This is a genomic window from Allosphingosinicella sp. (genome assembly GCF_036387215.1).
GTDB lineage: Bacteria > Pseudomonadota > Alphaproteobacteria > Sphingomonadales > Sphingomonadaceae > Allosphingosinicella.
Window position 1 is genome coordinate 1 of sequence record NZ_DASVUE010000232.1, and the last position, 14,397, is coordinate 14,397.

General features: G+C 65.9%; 22 protein-coding genes. 10 read left to right on the top strand and 12 right to left on the bottom strand.

Features of this window, described 5'->3' with window-relative positions; translation table 11 throughout:
• On the bottom strand, positions 1-332 hold a 332-nt coding region (locus VF662_RS09050; RefSeq protein ID WP_464140077.1), incomplete at its 3' end, for an endonuclease domain-containing protein.
• On the bottom strand, positions 320-1,189 hold the full coding sequence (locus tag VF662_RS09055; protein ID WP_464140080.1) for a glycine--tRNA ligase subunit alpha: 870 nt from the start codon (positions 1,187-1,189) through the stop codon (positions 320-322). The genes VF662_RS09050 and VF662_RS09055, both read right to left, overlap by 13 nt.
• Positions 1,190-1,357: 168 nt before the next feature.
• Between VF662_RS09055 and VF662_RS09060 the strand changes: the two genes are divergently transcribed.
• The 4 genes from VF662_RS09060 to VF662_RS09075 all read left to right on the top strand — a co-directional run bounded on the left by VF662_RS09060 (position 1,358) and on the right by VF662_RS09075 (position 3,534).
• On the top strand, positions 1,358-2,245 hold the full coding sequence (locus VF662_RS09060; RefSeq protein WP_464140082.1) for a TraB/GumN family protein: 888 nt from the start codon (positions 1,358-1,360) through the stop codon (positions 2,243-2,245).
• Positions 2,246-2,305: 60 nt separating this feature from the next.
• The gene (locus tag VF662_RS09065; RefSeq protein ID WP_464140084.1) at positions 2,306-2,929 is read left to right on the top strand and encodes an aspartyl protease family protein; all 624 of its coding nucleotides are present in this window, start codon (positions 2,306-2,308) and stop codon (positions 2,927-2,929) included.
• Between the two features lie 151 nt (positions 2,930-3,080).
• Positions 3,081-3,347: a translation initiation factor IF-1 gene (gene infA / locus VF662_RS09070; protein WP_464140086.1), complete on the top strand. Its 267-nt coding sequence runs from the start codon at positions 3,081-3,083 to the stop codon at positions 3,345-3,347.
• Between the two features lie 37 nt (positions 3,348-3,384).
• On the top strand, positions 3,385-3,534 hold the full coding sequence (locus tag VF662_RS09075) for a hypothetical protein (RefSeq protein WP_464140088.1): 150 nt from the start codon (positions 3,385-3,387) through the stop codon (positions 3,532-3,534).
• A gap of 56 nt (positions 3,535-3,590) precedes the next feature.
• Here VF662_RS09075 and VF662_RS09080 read toward each other — a convergent pair whose 3' ends face one another.
• Positions 3,591-3,824, bottom strand: a complete 234-nt coding sequence (locus tag VF662_RS09080) for a hypothetical protein (protein ID WP_464140091.1) — start codon at positions 3,822-3,824, stop codon at positions 3,591-3,593.
• A gap of 194 nt (positions 3,825-4,018) precedes the next feature.
• Here VF662_RS09080 and VF662_RS09085 point away from each other — a divergent pair, with 194 nt between their 5' ends.
• Together VF662_RS09085 and pth are read left to right on the top strand one after the other, a co-directional pair.
• On the top strand, positions 4,019-4,705 hold the full coding sequence (locus VF662_RS09085; protein ID WP_464140093.1) for a 50S ribosomal protein L25/general stress protein Ctc: 687 nt from the start codon (positions 4,019-4,021) through the stop codon (positions 4,703-4,705).
• A 116-nt stretch (positions 4,706-4,821) separates the two neighbouring features.
• The gene (pth, locus tag VF662_RS09090) at positions 4,822-5,391 is read left to right on the top strand and encodes an aminoacyl-tRNA hydrolase (RefSeq protein ID WP_464140121.1); all 570 of its coding nucleotides are present in this window, start codon (positions 4,822-4,824) and stop codon (positions 5,389-5,391) included.
• Between the two features lie 134 nt (positions 5,392-5,525).
• Here the strand turns inward: pth and VF662_RS09095 are convergent, their stop codons facing one another.
• The 4 genes from VF662_RS09095 to VF662_RS09110 form a co-directional block, all read right to left on the bottom strand.
• On the bottom strand, positions 5,526-5,996 hold the full coding sequence (locus VF662_RS09095) for a hypothetical protein (protein WP_464140095.1): 471 nt from the start codon (positions 5,994-5,996) through the stop codon (positions 5,526-5,528).
• A 52-nt stretch (positions 5,997-6,048) separates the two neighbouring features.
• Positions 6,049-6,411, bottom strand: a complete 363-nt coding sequence (locus VF662_RS09100) for a hypothetical protein (protein WP_464140097.1) — start codon at positions 6,409-6,411, stop codon at positions 6,049-6,051.
• Between the two features lie 337 nt (positions 6,412-6,748).
• On the bottom strand, positions 6,749-7,330 hold the full coding sequence (locus VF662_RS09105) for a hypothetical protein (protein ID WP_464140099.1): 582 nt from the start codon (positions 7,328-7,330) through the stop codon (positions 6,749-6,751).
• A 99-nt stretch (positions 7,331-7,429) separates the two neighbouring features.
• Positions 7,430-8,071, bottom strand: coding sequence for a cell wall hydrolase (locus VF662_RS09110; protein ID WP_464140101.1), 642 nt, complete (start codon positions 8,069-8,071; stop codon positions 7,430-7,432).
• 310 nt (positions 8,072-8,381) lie between these two features.
• Between VF662_RS09110 and VF662_RS09115 the strand changes: the two genes are divergently transcribed.
• Both VF662_RS09115 and VF662_RS09120 read left to right on the top strand, forming a co-directional pair.
• Entirely contained in the window at positions 8,382-8,987 is a 606-nt protein-coding gene (locus tag VF662_RS09115; protein WP_464140103.1) for a TIGR02466 family protein, read from the top strand.
• A gap of 56 nt (positions 8,988-9,043) precedes the next feature.
• The gene (locus VF662_RS09120; RefSeq protein ID WP_464140105.1) at positions 9,044-10,489 is read left to right on the top strand and encodes an MFS transporter; all 1,446 of its coding nucleotides are present in this window, start codon (positions 9,044-9,046) and stop codon (positions 10,487-10,489) included.
• On the opposite strand, the gene VF662_RS09125 is transcribed toward VF662_RS09120, so the two are convergent.
• Genes VF662_RS09125 through VF662_RS09140 form a run of 4 tightly spaced genes read right to left on the bottom strand, consistent with a single transcriptional unit; the run spans position 10,465 to position 12,285 of the window.
• Positions 10,465-10,734, bottom strand: coding sequence for a TehB family protein (locus VF662_RS09125; protein ID WP_464140107.1), 270 nt, complete (start codon positions 10,732-10,734; stop codon positions 10,465-10,467). The two genes, VF662_RS09120 and VF662_RS09125, sit on opposite strands and share 25 nt — an antisense overlap.
• 3 nt (positions 10,735-10,737) lie before the next feature.
• Positions 10,738-11,424, bottom strand: a complete 687-nt coding sequence (locus VF662_RS09130; RefSeq protein WP_464140109.1) for an alternative oxidase — start codon at positions 11,422-11,424, stop codon at positions 10,738-10,740.
• Positions 11,425-11,437: 13 nt separating this feature from the next.
• Entirely contained in the window at positions 11,438-11,818 is a 381-nt protein-coding gene (locus tag VF662_RS09135; protein ID WP_464140111.1) for a group III truncated hemoglobin, read from the bottom strand.
• Positions 11,815-12,285 carry a hypothetical protein gene (locus VF662_RS09140; protein WP_464140113.1) on the bottom strand — a complete coding sequence of 157 codons (471 nt, stop codon included), beginning with the start codon at positions 12,283-12,285 and terminating at the stop codon, positions 11,815-11,817. Before VF662_RS09140 ends, VF662_RS09135 begins: the two co-directional genes overlap by 4 nt.
• A gap of 125 nt (positions 12,286-12,410) precedes the next feature.
• Between VF662_RS09140 and VF662_RS09145 the strand changes: the two genes are divergently transcribed.
• On the top strand, positions 12,411-12,860 hold the full coding sequence (locus tag VF662_RS09145) for an RrF2 family transcriptional regulator (protein ID WP_464140115.1): 450 nt from the start codon (positions 12,411-12,413) through the stop codon (positions 12,858-12,860).
• On the opposite strand, the gene VF662_RS09150 is transcribed toward VF662_RS09145, so the two are convergent.
• Positions 12,861-13,262 carry a hypothetical protein gene (locus tag VF662_RS09150; RefSeq protein WP_464140117.1) on the bottom strand — a complete coding sequence of 134 codons (402 nt, stop codon included), beginning with the start codon at positions 13,260-13,262 and terminating at the stop codon, positions 12,861-12,863.
• 88 nt (positions 13,263-13,350) lie between these two features.
• Between VF662_RS09150 and ychF the strand changes: the two genes are divergently transcribed.
• On the top strand, positions 13,351-14,397 hold a 1,047-nt coding region (gene ychF, locus VF662_RS09155; RefSeq protein WP_464140119.1), incomplete at its 3' end, for a redox-regulated ATPase YchF.

Sequence of the window (14,397 nt, forward strand, 5' to 3'; positions counted from 1 at the left end):
GTCTGAGTTCGCGCTTCGTCACGCGCCGGACAATCACCCATGTCATGCGCAGTCCCGTCGACCTCGACGACAAGCCTTGCAGCGGCGCAGTAGAAATCAGCGCGATGGGCGCCGATCGGATGCTGCTTGCGGAACGACATTCCTTCCGGTCCGCCCTTCAGCCGCTGCCAGAGCAAGACTTCCGGCAAGCTCATCTCCCACCTGGCGCGGCGTGCTTCATAGACTTCGGGACGGCGCAGTGAACGCGTCGCGCCCCCTCCACCCCGCCGCTGCGCGGCGCGGTCCCCCTCCCCGTCCCGGGGAGGATCTTGCGGCCCCCTCACGCGGCCCATCCGTTCTTTTCCATCCAGGCGGCGCAGGCGCCTTTGGCAAGGTCGCGGACGCGGCCGATATAGGCCTGGCGCTCGGCGACGGAGATGACCCCGCGCGCCTGGAGGGTGTTGAAGATGTGGCTCGCCTTGATCGCCTGGTCGTAGGCGGGAAGCGGAAGGCCGCGTTCGATGCAGCGGCGGCATTCGTCGGCGGCGTCGCGGAAGCGGCGCAGCAGGCTCTCGGTGTCCGCGACCTCGAAATTGTATGCGCTGAATTCGACCTCGTTCTGAAGGAAGACGTCGCCATAGCTGACGCCCTCGTCATTGAAGGCGAGATCGTAGACGCTGTCGACGCCCTGGATGTACATCGCCAGGCGCTCGAGGCCGTAGGTGAGCTCGCCCGCCACAGGCTTGCAGTCGAAGCCGCCGACCTGCTGGAAATAGGTGAACTGGGTCACCTCCATGCCGTCGCACCAGACTTCCCAGCCGAGGCCCCAGGCGCCCAATGTCGGGCTTTCCCAATCGTCCTCGACGAAGCGGATGTCGTGGCGGGTGAAGTCGATGCCGATCGCCGATAGGCTGCCCAGGTAGAGCGACTGGAGATCGGGCGGGCTGGGCTTCAGGATCACCTGATATTGGTAATAATGGCCGAGCCGGTTCGGGTTTTCGCCGTAACGGCCGTCCGTCGGGCGGCGGGAGGGCTGGACATAGGCCGCCTTCCACGGGTTGGGCCCGAGCGCCCGCAGGGTCGTCGCCGGGTGGAAGGTCCCCGCCCCCATCTCGATGTCGTAGGGCTGGAGGATGACGCAGCCCTGCGCGCTCCAATAATCGTGGAGCGTGAGGATGAGCTTCTGGAAGCTGAGCGGCTGGGAAGCCAAAACGAGCCCTTCGCACGTGCAACAAGAGCCGTCGCTTTGGCGGAAGGCCAGCGAGGGGTCAAGCAAGCCGGAGCGGCTGAAATTCCGCATTTCAGTGTGGCCAAGCGGACCTTCCAACTCTATGGAAGCGGCCTTAAGTTTTTGGGGTTAGTGGGGAATTACGAAATCATGCTGAAGAAGAAGTTCATTGCGGCCGTGCTTGCCGCCGTCGCCTTGCCGGCCGCCGCGGGCGCCGAAGCGCTCCCGAACGTCAGCCCGGCAATGTGGGTGGTGAAGGATGCGGACACCACCATCTACATGTTCGGCACCTTCCATATGCTGGACGGCAAGCGCGACTGGTTCAACGACGAGGTGAAGACCGCGTTCGATGCGTCCTCCGAGCTGGTGCTCGAGACCCTGCTCCCCGAGAACCCGGCCGAGATGCAGCCGCTGATCATGAAATATGCGGTCGATCCCGCGGGCAAGACGCTCTCGCAGAAGCTGACGCCGGACGTGAAGGCGAAGCTCGATAAGGAGCTTTCGGCCGCCGGCCTTCCGCCGCAGGCGGTGGAGCCGCTCGAGCCCTGGTTCATCTCGATGACACTGGCGCAGCTCGGCGCGCAGAAGCTCGGCCTCAAGCCCGAGTTCGGGCCGGAGACGGTCCTCCGGGCCGTGGCCAAGGAGAAGGGCAAGAGCGTCGGCCAGCTGGAGACCGTCGAGTTCCAGATCGCGACCATGGACAGCGTTCCGGAGAGCGAGCAGGTGCTGGGCGTCAGCCAGACGATCGAGAAGATGGACGAGATGGGCAAGGCGTTCGGGCCGATGATCGACGCCTGGTCGAGCGGCAATGTTGAAGGTCTCGCCAAGATCACGAACGAGGGGATGGACAAGATGCCGGCCCTCCGGAAGGCGCTGTTCGTCGACCGCAACGCAAAGTGGGCGGACTGGATCGGGCAGCGGATGGAGAAGCCGGGCGTCGTCTTCATGGCGGTCGGCGCGGGTCACCTCGCCGGCCCCGACAGCGTCCAGGATTTCCTGAAGAAGAAGGGCCTGAAGGCGGTCAAGGTCGCCAGGTGATGCAAGGGCGGGAGCGCGGCTGATGAGGCCACGCTCCCGAACCCTTTCAAGGCTCCGGAGTTGAAGAGACGAATTCCGGAGATCGAGATGAAACTGTTCGCATTGGCGGCCGCGTCCGCGCTTTCCGCCTGCACCGCCGCCGGCGCCCCCGATGCGGGCGGAGCGGCCCCGAACGTTGCCGAAGCGATGTGCCGGATGGGCTTTCAGGCGATCCCGATGCGCTCGCTGATGAGCGGCCACCACATCGTCGAGGGAACGCTGAACGGGAAAGCGGCGACTTTCGCTGTCGATACCGGCGCCGGGATGAGCGTTCTCCACGCCCCCTACGGCGCCACCTATCTCGGCAAGGCGACCAGCACCGCCAGCGGGATCGCGATCGGCGCCGGCGGGCAGACCTCGCTGTCGCAATATCCGGTCCAGGAACTGACGATCGCCGGCTCCGCCACCGGCCTCAAGCACATCGTTGCAGTGGACATCGCGACGGTGGTGGAAGCGCTCCAGGGCATTGCGGGGAAGCCGATCCACGGCATCATCGGCCAGGACGTGATGCGCGCGCAGCATGCGCTGGTGGATGTCCAGCAGTCGGTCCTCTACCTGCGGCCGGCGGACGGGAAGGCGCCGGTCCGGACCGCAGCCGAATGCGCAAAAGCGGGTACCGCCAAGGGGGCGGACAAGGGACGCTGATTGTAAATCGGGGAAGCTGCGCCTATATCGCCCTTGCTGACGTCGCCTGCGACGGAATTTGACGCCTCGACGAGGCCCTCTTCCCTTTCACGCTACTCGCTCCGCCGCGCGATCCCGCGCCGCGAATGTTTCCGAGCCGTGGGAGGGTTTTATGGCCAAGGAAGAATTGCTGACCATGGAAGGGCAGATCGACGAGATCTTCCCGGACGGCCGCTTCGGCGTCATGCTCGACAACGAGCATCGGATCATCGCCTACACCGCCGGCAAGATGCGGAAATTCCGCATCCGCTCGGTGGTCGGGGACCGCGTCCACGTGGAGATGACGCCCTACGATCTGTCGAAGGGCCGGATCGTCTTCCGCGAAAGGACTCCGGGCCAAGGCACCGGCGTCCCGCGCCGGGCGGGGTTCAGGCGTTAGCGCCAACCCAGGATACGGCCATCGGCCGAAGGATTATATGAACGTACAGACCATGCGGCCCAGGCGGCCGAAACTATCCCTGCCGTTCGGCGGCAGGAATTCGAATGACGGCGCTCCCGGCGGGAGCAGCCAGAGCTGCCTTCCCGATCACGAACTGAGGCGCATCGTCGCCGGGATGATCGGCTAGGATAAAGGAGCCCTCTTTAAAAGGAGGGGCTTTTTCATTGGGCCCGCCGGTAGCGGTTACCCTTCCGAGTTGATCGTCCCCGAACAATAAACCGACGACTGGTAGAGCGGGTTGGTCGCTTCCTCGGAATGCGGATCGCTCTGCTGGCGCGAAAGTCGCTCCTGGACGGACGCCGCAACGAGCCCCCGCTGGCGGGCGACGATCCCGCCGAGCCGGCCCTCGGGCGCCGCTTCCTCCTCCGCCGGCGGACGCGAGAAGGCGGTGACGATCTTGCTCAGGAAGGCCTGCATTCGGTTTCTCCTTGAGCACCATTAGAGGCTTTGTTCGTGAAGAAGTCGCTAATGGCGCCCCTTGGAGGCGTGCGGCCTCCCCTTCCCTTGCCATTGCCGGACCGCTCCGCTACAGGCGCCGCTTCCCCGTTCATGGTCATCCCTGGAGGCGTGAGCGGCGGACGTTTGACCATTCCAAATTTGGAGACATGCACATGAGCGAACAGCTTACGCTGCCCGCTGAAGCGCGCGAACGGGCTGGCAAGGGAGCCTCCCGGGCAATGCGTCGCGAAGGCCGGGTACCCGCCGTCATTTACGGCAACAAGGAAGATCCGGTTGCGATCCACCTCGAGGAGAAGGCCCTCATCAAGATGATGAGCAACGGCCACTTCATGAACTCGGTGGTGATGATCGACATTGGCGGAGCGGCGACCCGCACGCTCCCCAAGGACGTCCAGTTCCACCCGGTGACCGATCGCCCGATGCATGTCGATTTCCTGCGCATTTCCGAGCACTCGCAGGTGACGGTGGCGGTGCCGATCCGCTTCGTCGGTGAAGAGGAATCGCGCGGTCTTCGCCGCGGCGGCGTGATCAACGCGGTCCGCCACGAGCTCGAGTTGGTCTGCGACGCGGCCGAGATCCCGGACGAGATCGAGATCAGCCTCGCCGGCCTCGACATCGGCGATTCGCTGCACATCTCTGCGGTGACGCTGCCCAAGGGCGTCGAGAGCGCGATCACCGACCGCGACTTCACGATCGCCACGATCGTCCCCTCCTCCGGCTCCGTGATGGAGGCCCAGGACGCCGCGACCGAGGCCGAAGTGCCCGCGGACGAGGTTCCGGCCACCGACGCGACGCGCGGCGACGAGGAAGAGGATCATCCTGCGCAGACGCAGGAATAAGGCCCCACAACTTGTCGTTCTTTTCCTGGCTCGGCTCCTTCCTCGGTTCGAAGCCGGTGGAGGTGCCGGGCCAGCCTCTTTTCGGTGAACTGACCGAGCATTGGGAGTTCGAACCGGTGCAGATCTGGGTCGGCCTCGGCAATCCCGGCGCGCAATATGCGATGCACCGGCACAATGTCGGCTTCATGGCAGTGGACGCGATCGCCGAAATCCACCGCTTCGAGCCGCCCAAGAAGAGCTTCAACGGCTGGGCGCAGCAGGGCCGGATCGGCTCCGCCCGCATCCTGCTCCTGAAGCCCGCAACCTTCATGAACGACAGCGGCCGTTCGGTTCGGGCGGCGATGGACTTCTTCAAGAAAGACGTGGGCGACGTGACCGTGTTCCACGACGAACTCGATCTCGCCCCGTTCAAGGTGAAGGTGAAAGTCGGCGGCGGTACCGCCGGCCATAACGGCCTCCGCTCCACCGAAGCCCATATCGGCAACGCCTTCCGCCGCGTCCGCCTCGGCATCGGCCATCCCGGCCACAAGGACCGGGTGACCGGCCACGTGCTCGGCAATTACGCCAAGGCCGAGACCGACCGCCTCGCCGACATGCTCGGCGCCGTCGCCGCCGAAGCCGAATGGCTCGCCGCCGGCGATGACGCCCGCTTCATGAACGAAGTCGCGCTAAGGCTGCAGGACTGATCGCAGCGCAAGAGTGGTCGGCTTAAACCCCGCCAATCCAGTCTCTCATCCCCACGTTCGCGAAGCATCCGCCAGACGGCGAGCATCGGCTAGGCTGCGAAGCTCGCAGCGCGTGAAAATCGGATATCCCGGCTTCAGCGCAGGACGAGGTAAAGCGCCGTCCCCAACGCAAGCATGAAGGCAAAACAGCCCCACGGGGGTATCCGAGTTCCGAACCGGTCGCCGAAGGGGTCATGCTCCTGCCAGAACTCGCTCTCGATCTTCCACACCTCCGCCACCAGTGCCTCAACGGACGCATTTGCCTCCGCGTTACGACCGCTCTGCTCCAAATATTGCAAGAGGAGCACCCTGAGCTCATCAGGTCTCTCAAGCTCGCCGGTGGGCTCTATGACCACTTGGCCTTCTATAGCGCGAACGCTGTATGGCTCGCCACGTGGGCCGTAAGCAGCCGGGTATTCGCCGTTCTCCACATCGATGGCTTCAAGATCCCGCTCGGCGGCAGTGGCGGAGGGAAATACCAGCAAAGGCTCGTCGGCAGCCACAAACAGTGCGGCCTCTGGGACCGTCGTGGAGGAATAGTCGAACTCGTCTGCGCTGGCGCTCACGCTTCAGTTGTGCCGCCGGTAGCGAACGTCCGCAATGGGTGGAAAGCGGACGTTAAATGCAATCGCCGGTCGAGCAGACTGCAAGCAGCCCAAGGAATGGAATGATAGGGGCGGCGACGATTGTGTATGCCACGCCGACCCAAATCAGCATACGGCGCTCCCAGCCCGACGACAGCAAAGCCGCCATTCCTATTGCCCACACGCCCAACATGGATGCGTAGCCAATCATCGGCGAGCGAGAAGCAAATGCCCCCATCTGCGCCAGCACCAGCAGGAACAGGGGCGGTGCTAGAACCATGGCTGCGATGGTGCGGACTGTTCTTGCCATGAAGACGGATTGGCGGACGCGGCGAATGTCCGCAATGGGTCGAAAGCGGACATTGGTCCAGGACGGGAATAGGGTTCCACCTGCCATCTATCATCCGCCGAAGGACGGCTGGCGATTGTTCCGGGAGGCACTGGTGGAACGGCGGCAAGTGCGCCCAGCCTTCCCGCCAGATGTTTAAGGCCCACCACCTGCCAATCTCCCTCGGCGTGATTGTCTCCGCCGCAAGTAAGATGCAGGTCGCCGTCCTCATCGTGGCAGAGCGCGAGGATAGGTGCTCCGTCCAAGACCTGCCGACAGGTCAAAGTAGCCTTGTGCTCATCGAAAAAGTAGCCGGCAAAACAATCAATGGGCCAGCTTACCCGGTGGCTGAACGTCCGCAACGGGCGAAAAGCAGACATTTCGCCTCAACGCATTGGACGCCGCTCTACTGCTTACCTTCGGGCACGGCGAACGCCTCGTTTCCGATGAACGCGAAGTCTGCATCGCCCCGCGCGGATGCGAACGCTATCACTGCCATCAGGTTGGAATACCGTTTGTCGAAGTCTCTGAAGTTCGGGTGACTTCTTGGCGGATCGAAGACGATTGCCACACCCGAAACTCTGAGGCTGGACCTTGGCATCCGCCCGCTGTGCCGCTCCAGCGCCTCAGCGTATAGCTCTAAGTTGGCGTAGCTCTTCCGATCCGGAAAGTCTGCGAGAAGCCCGCGCTTCTTCAACTCCGCTGTCGCACTCTCCAGCATCTGCGGACGCAACAGTTCGGCTTCGAAGTCCGAATATGCCTTTTGCATGCTGCCCTCAGCGAAGCTCACGATTCCGTGCTCAGCCGCTTGCCGTATGCATGGGAAGTGATCCTTCCTCGCGCCAGCAGCGGGCGTGATCACAATCTCGATGCTTTGGAGGTCGTCCTCATATCTAACAGTGAAGCCACTTGTGCTGAGTCCGCACGCGATAAGGCGCTGCTCGATCACTTGCTCGTGTGCTGGGGGAGGCGTGGCGTCAATCGTCATGCCAAGCAGCCTGCGCCCCTACAGCAATGTCCGCAATGGGTCGGAAACAGACATTCGTGGGCTGCGACGTTAGACGGAGCCGCTGCCGAGCAGCCCCGATCAGCTGTAGAAGATGTGGGTGCCGATCTGGGCGAAGCGGGTGAGGCGGCGGCCCCAGCTCGGCGCGACGTAATTGGCGTGATACCAGAGAACGTTCGGAGCGATCTGCGTGGCGAGGCGCTTGCGGGCGATCTCGGCAATGGCTTGCGACCGGTGCCAGAGCGGGTTCTTCTTATCGAGCGCCGGGAACTTGCCGCCGCGGATGAAGGAGAATTGCGCCGGCTGGGTGACGACGCCGCAGATCGTGCTCGGATAGACCCCCGAAGCGGCGCGGTTGAGGATCACTTCGGCGACGGCGAGCTGCCCCTCGAGCGATTCGCCGCGTGCTTCGAAATAGACGGCCTTGGCGAGGCAATCCTGCTCCGCATCCTGGTTGCCATAGTCGACGAAGGAGATGACCAGGTCCCGGAGCGGGCGCGGCTTGGGAGCGGTAGCGGCCTGCGGAGCCGGCGCGGGCGCCTGGGCGGCCGGCGCTGCGAGGGGAGCGGTGACTTGCGGAAGCTGGGCTTCGGGAGCCGCCGCCACTTCGGCTTTCACCGCGGCGACCGGGATCTGCGAATCTTCTGCCATGGCAGGAGCGGCGAAGGTGGCAAGCATCGTCAACGCCGCGGCAACGCCGCCGGCTCGCAGAAAACCGAGCATTCAATCTCTTGTCTGTGCGGTCGATCGATCGTTGATCGGATGAGCCCGATCTGATCTTTCCCCCGACTTGCGCGCCGCCGGCTCCTTGCCCGCGGCCCCCGCTCACTTGATGTGCTGCAACGGGGATGACTTTCACCGACCGATGAGTCAACGAACCGGGCGGGATTCAGCGGTGGATGGTTGGCAGGTTGAGACGGAATGAGGGAACTTCCGCATTAATTCACATTATCAACCACTTGCGTAAATACATTGCCGCGACGGTGCCCCCGGCGGAGTCGCGCTGCCGCTCCTTTTCCGCTAGCTCGGGCGGGTGAACGTCCGCTCGCTCTTCGCCACCCGCTTTTATGACGCGCAAATTCAACAGGTTGCGCTGATCGACGAGCTGGAGGATGCTTGCCGGGGTCTTGCGGAGGAGGATCAGGCGGGCCGCGCATGGTCGCGGGAGCATGGTTACCGCGGCTACACCTCCTACGCCTCGCTTAACGATTTGCCGAGCCGCGATCCGCGCTTCGCCGACCTGGCTCGGCTCCTCAACCGGCACGTCGCCGCCTTCGCCGCAGAGTGCGCGATGAACCTCGGCGGGCGGCGGCTGAAGCTCGACAGCCTGTGGGTGAACGTCCTGAAGCCGGGGGGCGCGCATTCCGGGCACATCCACCCCCATAGCGTCGTCTCCGGCACCGTCTACGTCGCCGTTCCGCCGGGATCGGGCGCGTTGAAGCTCGAGGACCCGCGGCTGCCGATGCTGATGGCCGCCCCTCCCCGCTTGGTGGACGCACCCGAGGACCTGCTCACCTTCGTCTACGCCGAGCCGAAGCGGGGCAGCCTCTTCCTCTGGGAAAGCTGGCTCCGCCACGAGGTCGTGCCCGGCACCGGAAAAGGCGAGCGGATCAGCATCAGCTTCAACTACCGGCTGTAGCGGCCGCGGGAGGGGGACGGAATGAGCGTGAATCAGGGTTCCGGGCACGTCCCGCAGTGACGGCCGCCGTCCCCGGACCCTGCGACGGCGGCATCGCGGCGGCCGCGGAGGCCAGGCCCTCCGCTCCGAAGCGGATGACGCTGATCGCCTCCATCCTCGCCTCCTCGCTCGCCTTCATCGACGGCTCGGTCGTGAACGTGGCGCTGCCGGCGATCGGCTCCGACCTGGGAGCGGAGGCGGCTGGCCTGCAGTGGATCGTCAACGCATACTTGCTTCCGCTGAGCGCGCTGCTGCTGCTCGGCGGCGGCGCCGGCGACAAGTTCGGGCGGCGGCGCCTGTTCATCGGCGGGATTGCTCTCTTCGCCGTCGCTTCGTCGCTGTGCGCGGCGGCCGCCACCCTCCCCCTCCTGCTCGCTGGGCGGGCGCTGCAGGGCGTCGCCTCGGCAATGCTGATGCCGAACAGCCTGGCGCTGCTCGGAGCGGCATTTGCGGGCGCGGCGCGCGGGCGGGCGATCGGCACCTGGGCCGCAGCCGGTGCGATCGCCGGCGCGCTAGGGCCGCTGCTCGGCGGCTGGCTGGTCGAGGCCGTGGGCTGGCGGGCGATCTTCCTCATCAACCTGCCCCTCTGCGCCGGCGCGATCTGGCTGGGATGGCGCTACGTGGCGGAAAGCCGGGAGGAGACGCAGGTGCCGCTGGATTGGCTCGGCGTCCTGGTGGCCACGCTTGCACTGGGCGCGCTCACCTGGGGCCTCACGGTTCTTTCCGGCGGAGGGAGCGGCATCGGCGGCGGCTGGACCGCGACGATGCTGGGGCTGGGAGCGATGCTTTTGTTCGTGCTGATCGAGCGGCGGCGGGGCGACCGCGCAATCATGCCGCTGGCGATGTTCGGGACGGCGAGCTTCGCCGGCCTCACCATCCTCACCTTCTTCCTCTATGCGGCGCTGGGCGGGCTGTTCGTGCTGCTGCCCTATGTACTGATCGAGCTTCGGGGCTATTCGCCGGTCGCCGCTGGCGCGGCGCTGCTGCCGCTGCCGGCGGTGATCGGTCTCGGCTCACGGATGATGGGCGCGGTCGCGGCGCGCACCGGGCCGCGCCTGCCGCTGACGATCGGGCCGCTGGTGGTTGCCGCCGGCTTCGCCCTGGCGACCCGGATCGGCGAAGGCACGTCCTATTGGGCCGACGTGCTGCCGGCCGTGCTGGTGATCGCGATCGGGATGGCGGGCGCGGTCGCGCCGCTGACGACGGCGGTGATGGCATCGGTGGACGGCGACCATGTCGGCACCGCCAACGGCTTCAACAGCGCCGTCGCCCGGACCGGAGGCCTCATCGCCACGGCCTTGCTGGGATCGGTGCTGGCGGCGCGGGGCGAGGCGCTGGCGCACGCGTTCGACGCTGCGGCGCTGGTCGCGGCCGGTGCCGCGGCCGTTGCCGGCCTTGCAGCGCTGATCCTGCTCCGCCCGGCCGAGATGCGGACGCCTCAGGCCGAGGGTTCGGACTCGTAGAATTCGACCTGCATGGACATCAGGCCGAGCGGCTCGACAAGGTGGGTCTGCTCCGGCCGGATGAGCCCCGGCGCGGCGGGCGTCAGCATGCGCTCGGGGGTGCCGTCGGCGTAGCTCAGCCGCAGCCGCCCCTCCAGCACGCGGACGAGGCCCCAGACGCCGGCCTTCGTCCGATGCTCCCGCCTCAGCCCGGCGGGGAGCGTGTCCTGGTCGAAGACCGGCGTCACCTTGTAGGGCTCGGCCATTGCTCAGGCGGCGAGGCGGATGCCGCTCTCGTGCGGCGGCGAGGGAGCGATCTTGCTTTCGTCGACCTGAAGCCCGGCAAGCTCGTCAGCGAAGCCGTGATTGACGTCGCGGTGGTGCGCCTCGTCGGCCCGGACGACCAGCACCACGTCCCGAAGCGTCGCCTCCTCCGGCAGGCTCCAGTAGCGCCTGGCGATCAGCGGCGCAGGAACATTGGGGCTCCGGCCTTCGTCGATCTCCCGGAGGTAAAGTGTGTAGCTCAGCACCGCTTCCTCCTCGAAATAGCCGACGACGCGGTGCGCGGTGCGGGCGCTGACGAGGTAGAGCGCGAAGAAGGCGAGGTAGAACACCCACTGCACGCCCATGATCACGAGCCGCTCGAACAAGGTGGGTTTGGCGACCTCGATGAAAGTCATGAGGTGCATGCGCTCATTCTCCGCCTCGTCCATCAGCGTGCGGATCCAGCCCCGGTCGTCGCACATGCGGCGGAGGCACTTCAGGTGGTTGATCGTGGCCCCGACCATTCCCGGAACCGCGGCGACGGTCTCGAGGACGATCGCGCGGTGGCCGTAGCGCTTGGCGAAGAAGGTATCGGCGCAGAAGCGGAGCGCCTTGGTGAAGCCGTAGGCGATCCGGTCTGAGACGCCGCGGGGGCTGTGGTGGACGGTCAGATCGACGAATGGAGCGGACATTTCTTGTCTCCTTTCAAGCAGCTGCGCGAGGCCCTTCAGGGGCGATGCGAAAATACAGAGCGAGCTTCAGGCTCTCGGCGATGCGCTCCGCCTTTTCGATGATTGCGGCGGCATCGGGTGGGGCGAGCGTCTCCCGCGCCGTCTCCCGCCAGAGCTCCAGCCAGCGGTCGAACATGGCCGGTTCGATCCATTTGGCCTGCCGCATGTGCGCCGCGACGGGGTTGCCCTTGTAGCGGCCGGAGGTGAGCATCACCGAGGACCAGAAGGCGCCGAGCTTTTCGAGATGCTCCGGCCAGTCGTCGACCGCCCGCCCGAAGACGGGACCGAGCACCGGATCGAGCCGCACCTTCGCGTAGAAGGCATCGACCAGGGTCTGGAGACCGGCCTCGGTCACGGCAGGATCCAGAGGCCGGCGAGGCCGATGGCGAGGATCGCAGCGGTGAGCAGCACCGGCACGACGAAGATCTGCGCGAGCGCGGAGCCCCCGGACATCCGGCCGGTGTGGGTGTCGATGCCCCGTGCCATGAAGCGCCGGAGGTCGGGCCGGCGCGCAGGGTCCTTCTCGACCGCGAAGAAGAGGCGGGGAACGCCGAGGAACATCGCCACGTAGAAGCCGCTGATCGCGATCATGAACCGCGCCTCGCCGCTGCCGCCCATGGTGAGGAAGAAGATCGCGATCAGGCCCGCATAGACGGCGACGATCGCCCGCCCGACCGCCGTGGGCACGTCGGGCGCCGCCGAAGCGGGCCGCTGGTCGAACTCGCCGATCGGCGGCTGGATGGAGGTATCGGGCTGCGGCCAGATCTCGGCCGCATCGATGATGTCGAAGCTTTCCCTGAGCTTCACCTGCTCGTGACGCATGGTGTTTCTCCCCTTGCCCTACGACTCGCTTAATCATGTACCATAGATGCATCTATTCTGCTGCTGTAAAAGATGCAAGGAGAATACATGTATGTTGCTGCTGCCGATCGCTGCCGGAGAATGACGTGAAGCTCACCCGATACACCGACTATGCGCTGCGCGTGCTGATGCACCTGGCCGCGCGGCCGGAGCGGCTCTCCTCGATCGGCGAGATCGCGCGGGCCTATGCGATCTCGCAGAACCATCTGATGAAGGTGGTCCACGACCTCAGGAAGGCCGGCTACGTCGCCGCCGTGCGGGGGCGGAGCGGAGGCATCCGGCTTGCGCGTCCGCCTTCGGAGATCAATGTCGGCGAGGTGGTGCGGCACACCGAGGAAGGTTTCGACCTCGTCGATTGCGGCTCGTGCATCATCGCCCCCGCCTGCGGCCTCACCGGAGTGCTGGGCGAGGCGCTCAGGGCCTTCATGCACACGCTCGACCGCTACACGCTCGCCGATCTCGTCGCCGACCGCACGGAGGCTTTGCTCAGGAGCTTCGGCGTGCCCGTTCCGGCCTTGGCCGAACCGGCGCCTTAGCTAGCGCGCATAGTCCTCGCAGTTCGGATCCTTCACCACCCGCGCGCGGTAGAGGCCCCCGGCGGCGGGGGTGAGCTCGATCGCCTGCGAGGTGAGATAGGTGCCCTTCAGCGCCTGCTCGTCCATGCAGAGCCGCATGCGGCCCTTCACCGAACGCAGCGGGCGGAAGCTGCGGGCGAAATCGCCAGATGCCTCGGTGACCTGAAGCGCTCCATCTTCCCACTTGAAGGTCTGCCGCCCGAACTGCCGCAAGGTCTTCTTCTTAGGGCCCGCTTCGGAGCGGAGCGAGTTAGGGAAGGTCGACAGGTCGAGCCCCTCCACCGCCTTCTGGACGGCGGCGCGCGGCGGAACGGCGGCCTGCGGCGCTGCGGCGGCTGCGAGCAAAATCAGCATCAAAGACATAAGCTTCCCCTCCTCGATTTGAGCAGAGGCTAGCGCTTCCCGGCCCGCCCCGCTAGGCGCAGCCGGAGTTTTTCACGAGGAGCGTTCAGTGGGTTTTCGGTGCGGGATCGTGGGGCTGCCGAACGTCGGCAAATCCACCCTTTTCAACGCGCTGACCGAGACGGCGGCGGCGCAGGCGGCGAACTATCCCTTCTGCACGATCGAGCCGAACGTCGGCCGCGTCGCGGTGCCGGACCCGCGGCTCCAGCAGATCGCCAAGGTCGCCAAGAGCGCCAGCATCATCGAGACGCAGCTCGAATTCGTCGATATCGCCGGCCTCGTCCGCGGCGCCTCGACGGGCGAAGGCCTCGGCAACCAGTTCCTCGGCAACATCCGTGAGGTGGACGCCATCGTTCACGTGCTTCGCTGCTTCGAAGGCGGCGACGTGACCCACGTCGAGGGCCGGGTCGATCCGATCGCGGACGCCGAGACCGTCGAGACCGAGCTGATGCTGGCAGATCTCGAAAGCCTCGAGAAGCGCGTTCCGAACCTCGCCAAGAAGGCACAGCAGGGCGACAAGGAAGCGAAGGTGCAGGCGAGCGTGCTCGGCCAGGCACTGGAGCTGCTGAGGGACTCGAAGCCGGCGCGGCTCACCGAGCCCAAGGACGCGGAGGAGAAGCTCGCTCTGGACCGGGCGCAGCTGCTGACCGCCAAACCGATCCTATACGTCTGCAACGTCGATGAGGGCGACGCTGCCACCGGCAACGCGCACAGCGCGCGCGTTTTCGAGAAGGCCGCCGCCGAGGGCGCCAAGGCGGTGGTGATCTCGGCCGCGATCGAGGCGGAAATCGCGACCATGCCGCAGGAGGACCGGGCCGAATTCCTTCGCGACCTGGGCCTCGAGGAAACCGGCCTCAGCCAGATCATCCGCGCCGGCTACGACCTCCTCCACCTCATCACCTTCTTCACCGCGGGCCCCAAGGAAGCGCGCGCCTGGACGGTCGAGAAGGGCTCCAAGGCGCCGCAGGCCGCGGGCGTGATCCACACCGACTTCGAGCGCGGCTTCATCCGCGCGGAGACGATCGCCTTCGACGATTATGTGCAGTTCGGCGGCGAAGCGGGCGCCCGGGACGCCGGCAAGCTCCGCTCCGAAGGC

Coding starts and splice junctions, on each gene's coding strand:
- VF662_RS09080 (WP_464140091.1), bottom strand. CDS start 3,824: ATGCAGGCCTTCCTGAGCAAGATCGTCACCGCCTTCTCGCGTCCGCCG.
- VF662_RS09110 (WP_464140101.1), bottom strand. CDS start 8,071: ATGCTCGGTTTTCTGCGAGCCGGCGGCGTTGCCGCGGCGTTGACGATG.
- VF662_RS09125 (WP_464140107.1), bottom strand. CDS start 10,734: ATGGCCGAGCCCTACAAGGTGACGCCGGTCTTCGACCAGGACACGCTC.
- VF662_RS09130 (WP_464140109.1), bottom strand. CDS start 11,424: ATGTCCGCTCCATTCGTCGATCTGACCGTCCACCACAGCCCCCGCGGC.
- VF662_RS09100 (WP_464140097.1), bottom strand. CDS start 6,411: ATGGCAGGTGGAACCCTATTCCCGTCCTGGACCAATGTCCGCTTTCGA.
- VF662_RS09075 (WP_464140088.1), top strand. CDS start 3,385: ATGAACGTACAGACCATGCGGCCCAGGCGGCCGAAACTATCCCTGCCG.
- VF662_RS09140 (WP_464140113.1), bottom strand. CDS start 12,285: ATGCGTCACGAGCAGGTGAAGCTCAGGGAAAGCTTCGACATCATCGAT.
- VF662_RS09150 (WP_464140117.1), bottom strand. CDS start 13,262: ATGTCTTTGATGCTGATTTTGCTCGCAGCCGCCGCAGCGCCGCAGGCC.
- VF662_RS09105 (WP_464140099.1), bottom strand. CDS start 7,330: ATGACGATTGACGCCACGCCTCCCCCAGCACACGAGCAAGTGATCGAG.
- VF662_RS09060 (WP_464140082.1), top strand. CDS start 1,358: ATGCTGAAGAAGAAGTTCATTGCGGCCGTGCTTGCCGCCGTCGCCTTG.
- VF662_RS09085 (WP_464140093.1), top strand. CDS start 4,019: ATGAGCGAACAGCTTACGCTGCCCGCTGAAGCGCGCGAACGGGCTGGC.
- infA (WP_464140086.1), top strand. CDS start 3,081: ATGGCCAAGGAAGAATTGCTGACCATGGAAGGGCAGATCGACGAGATC.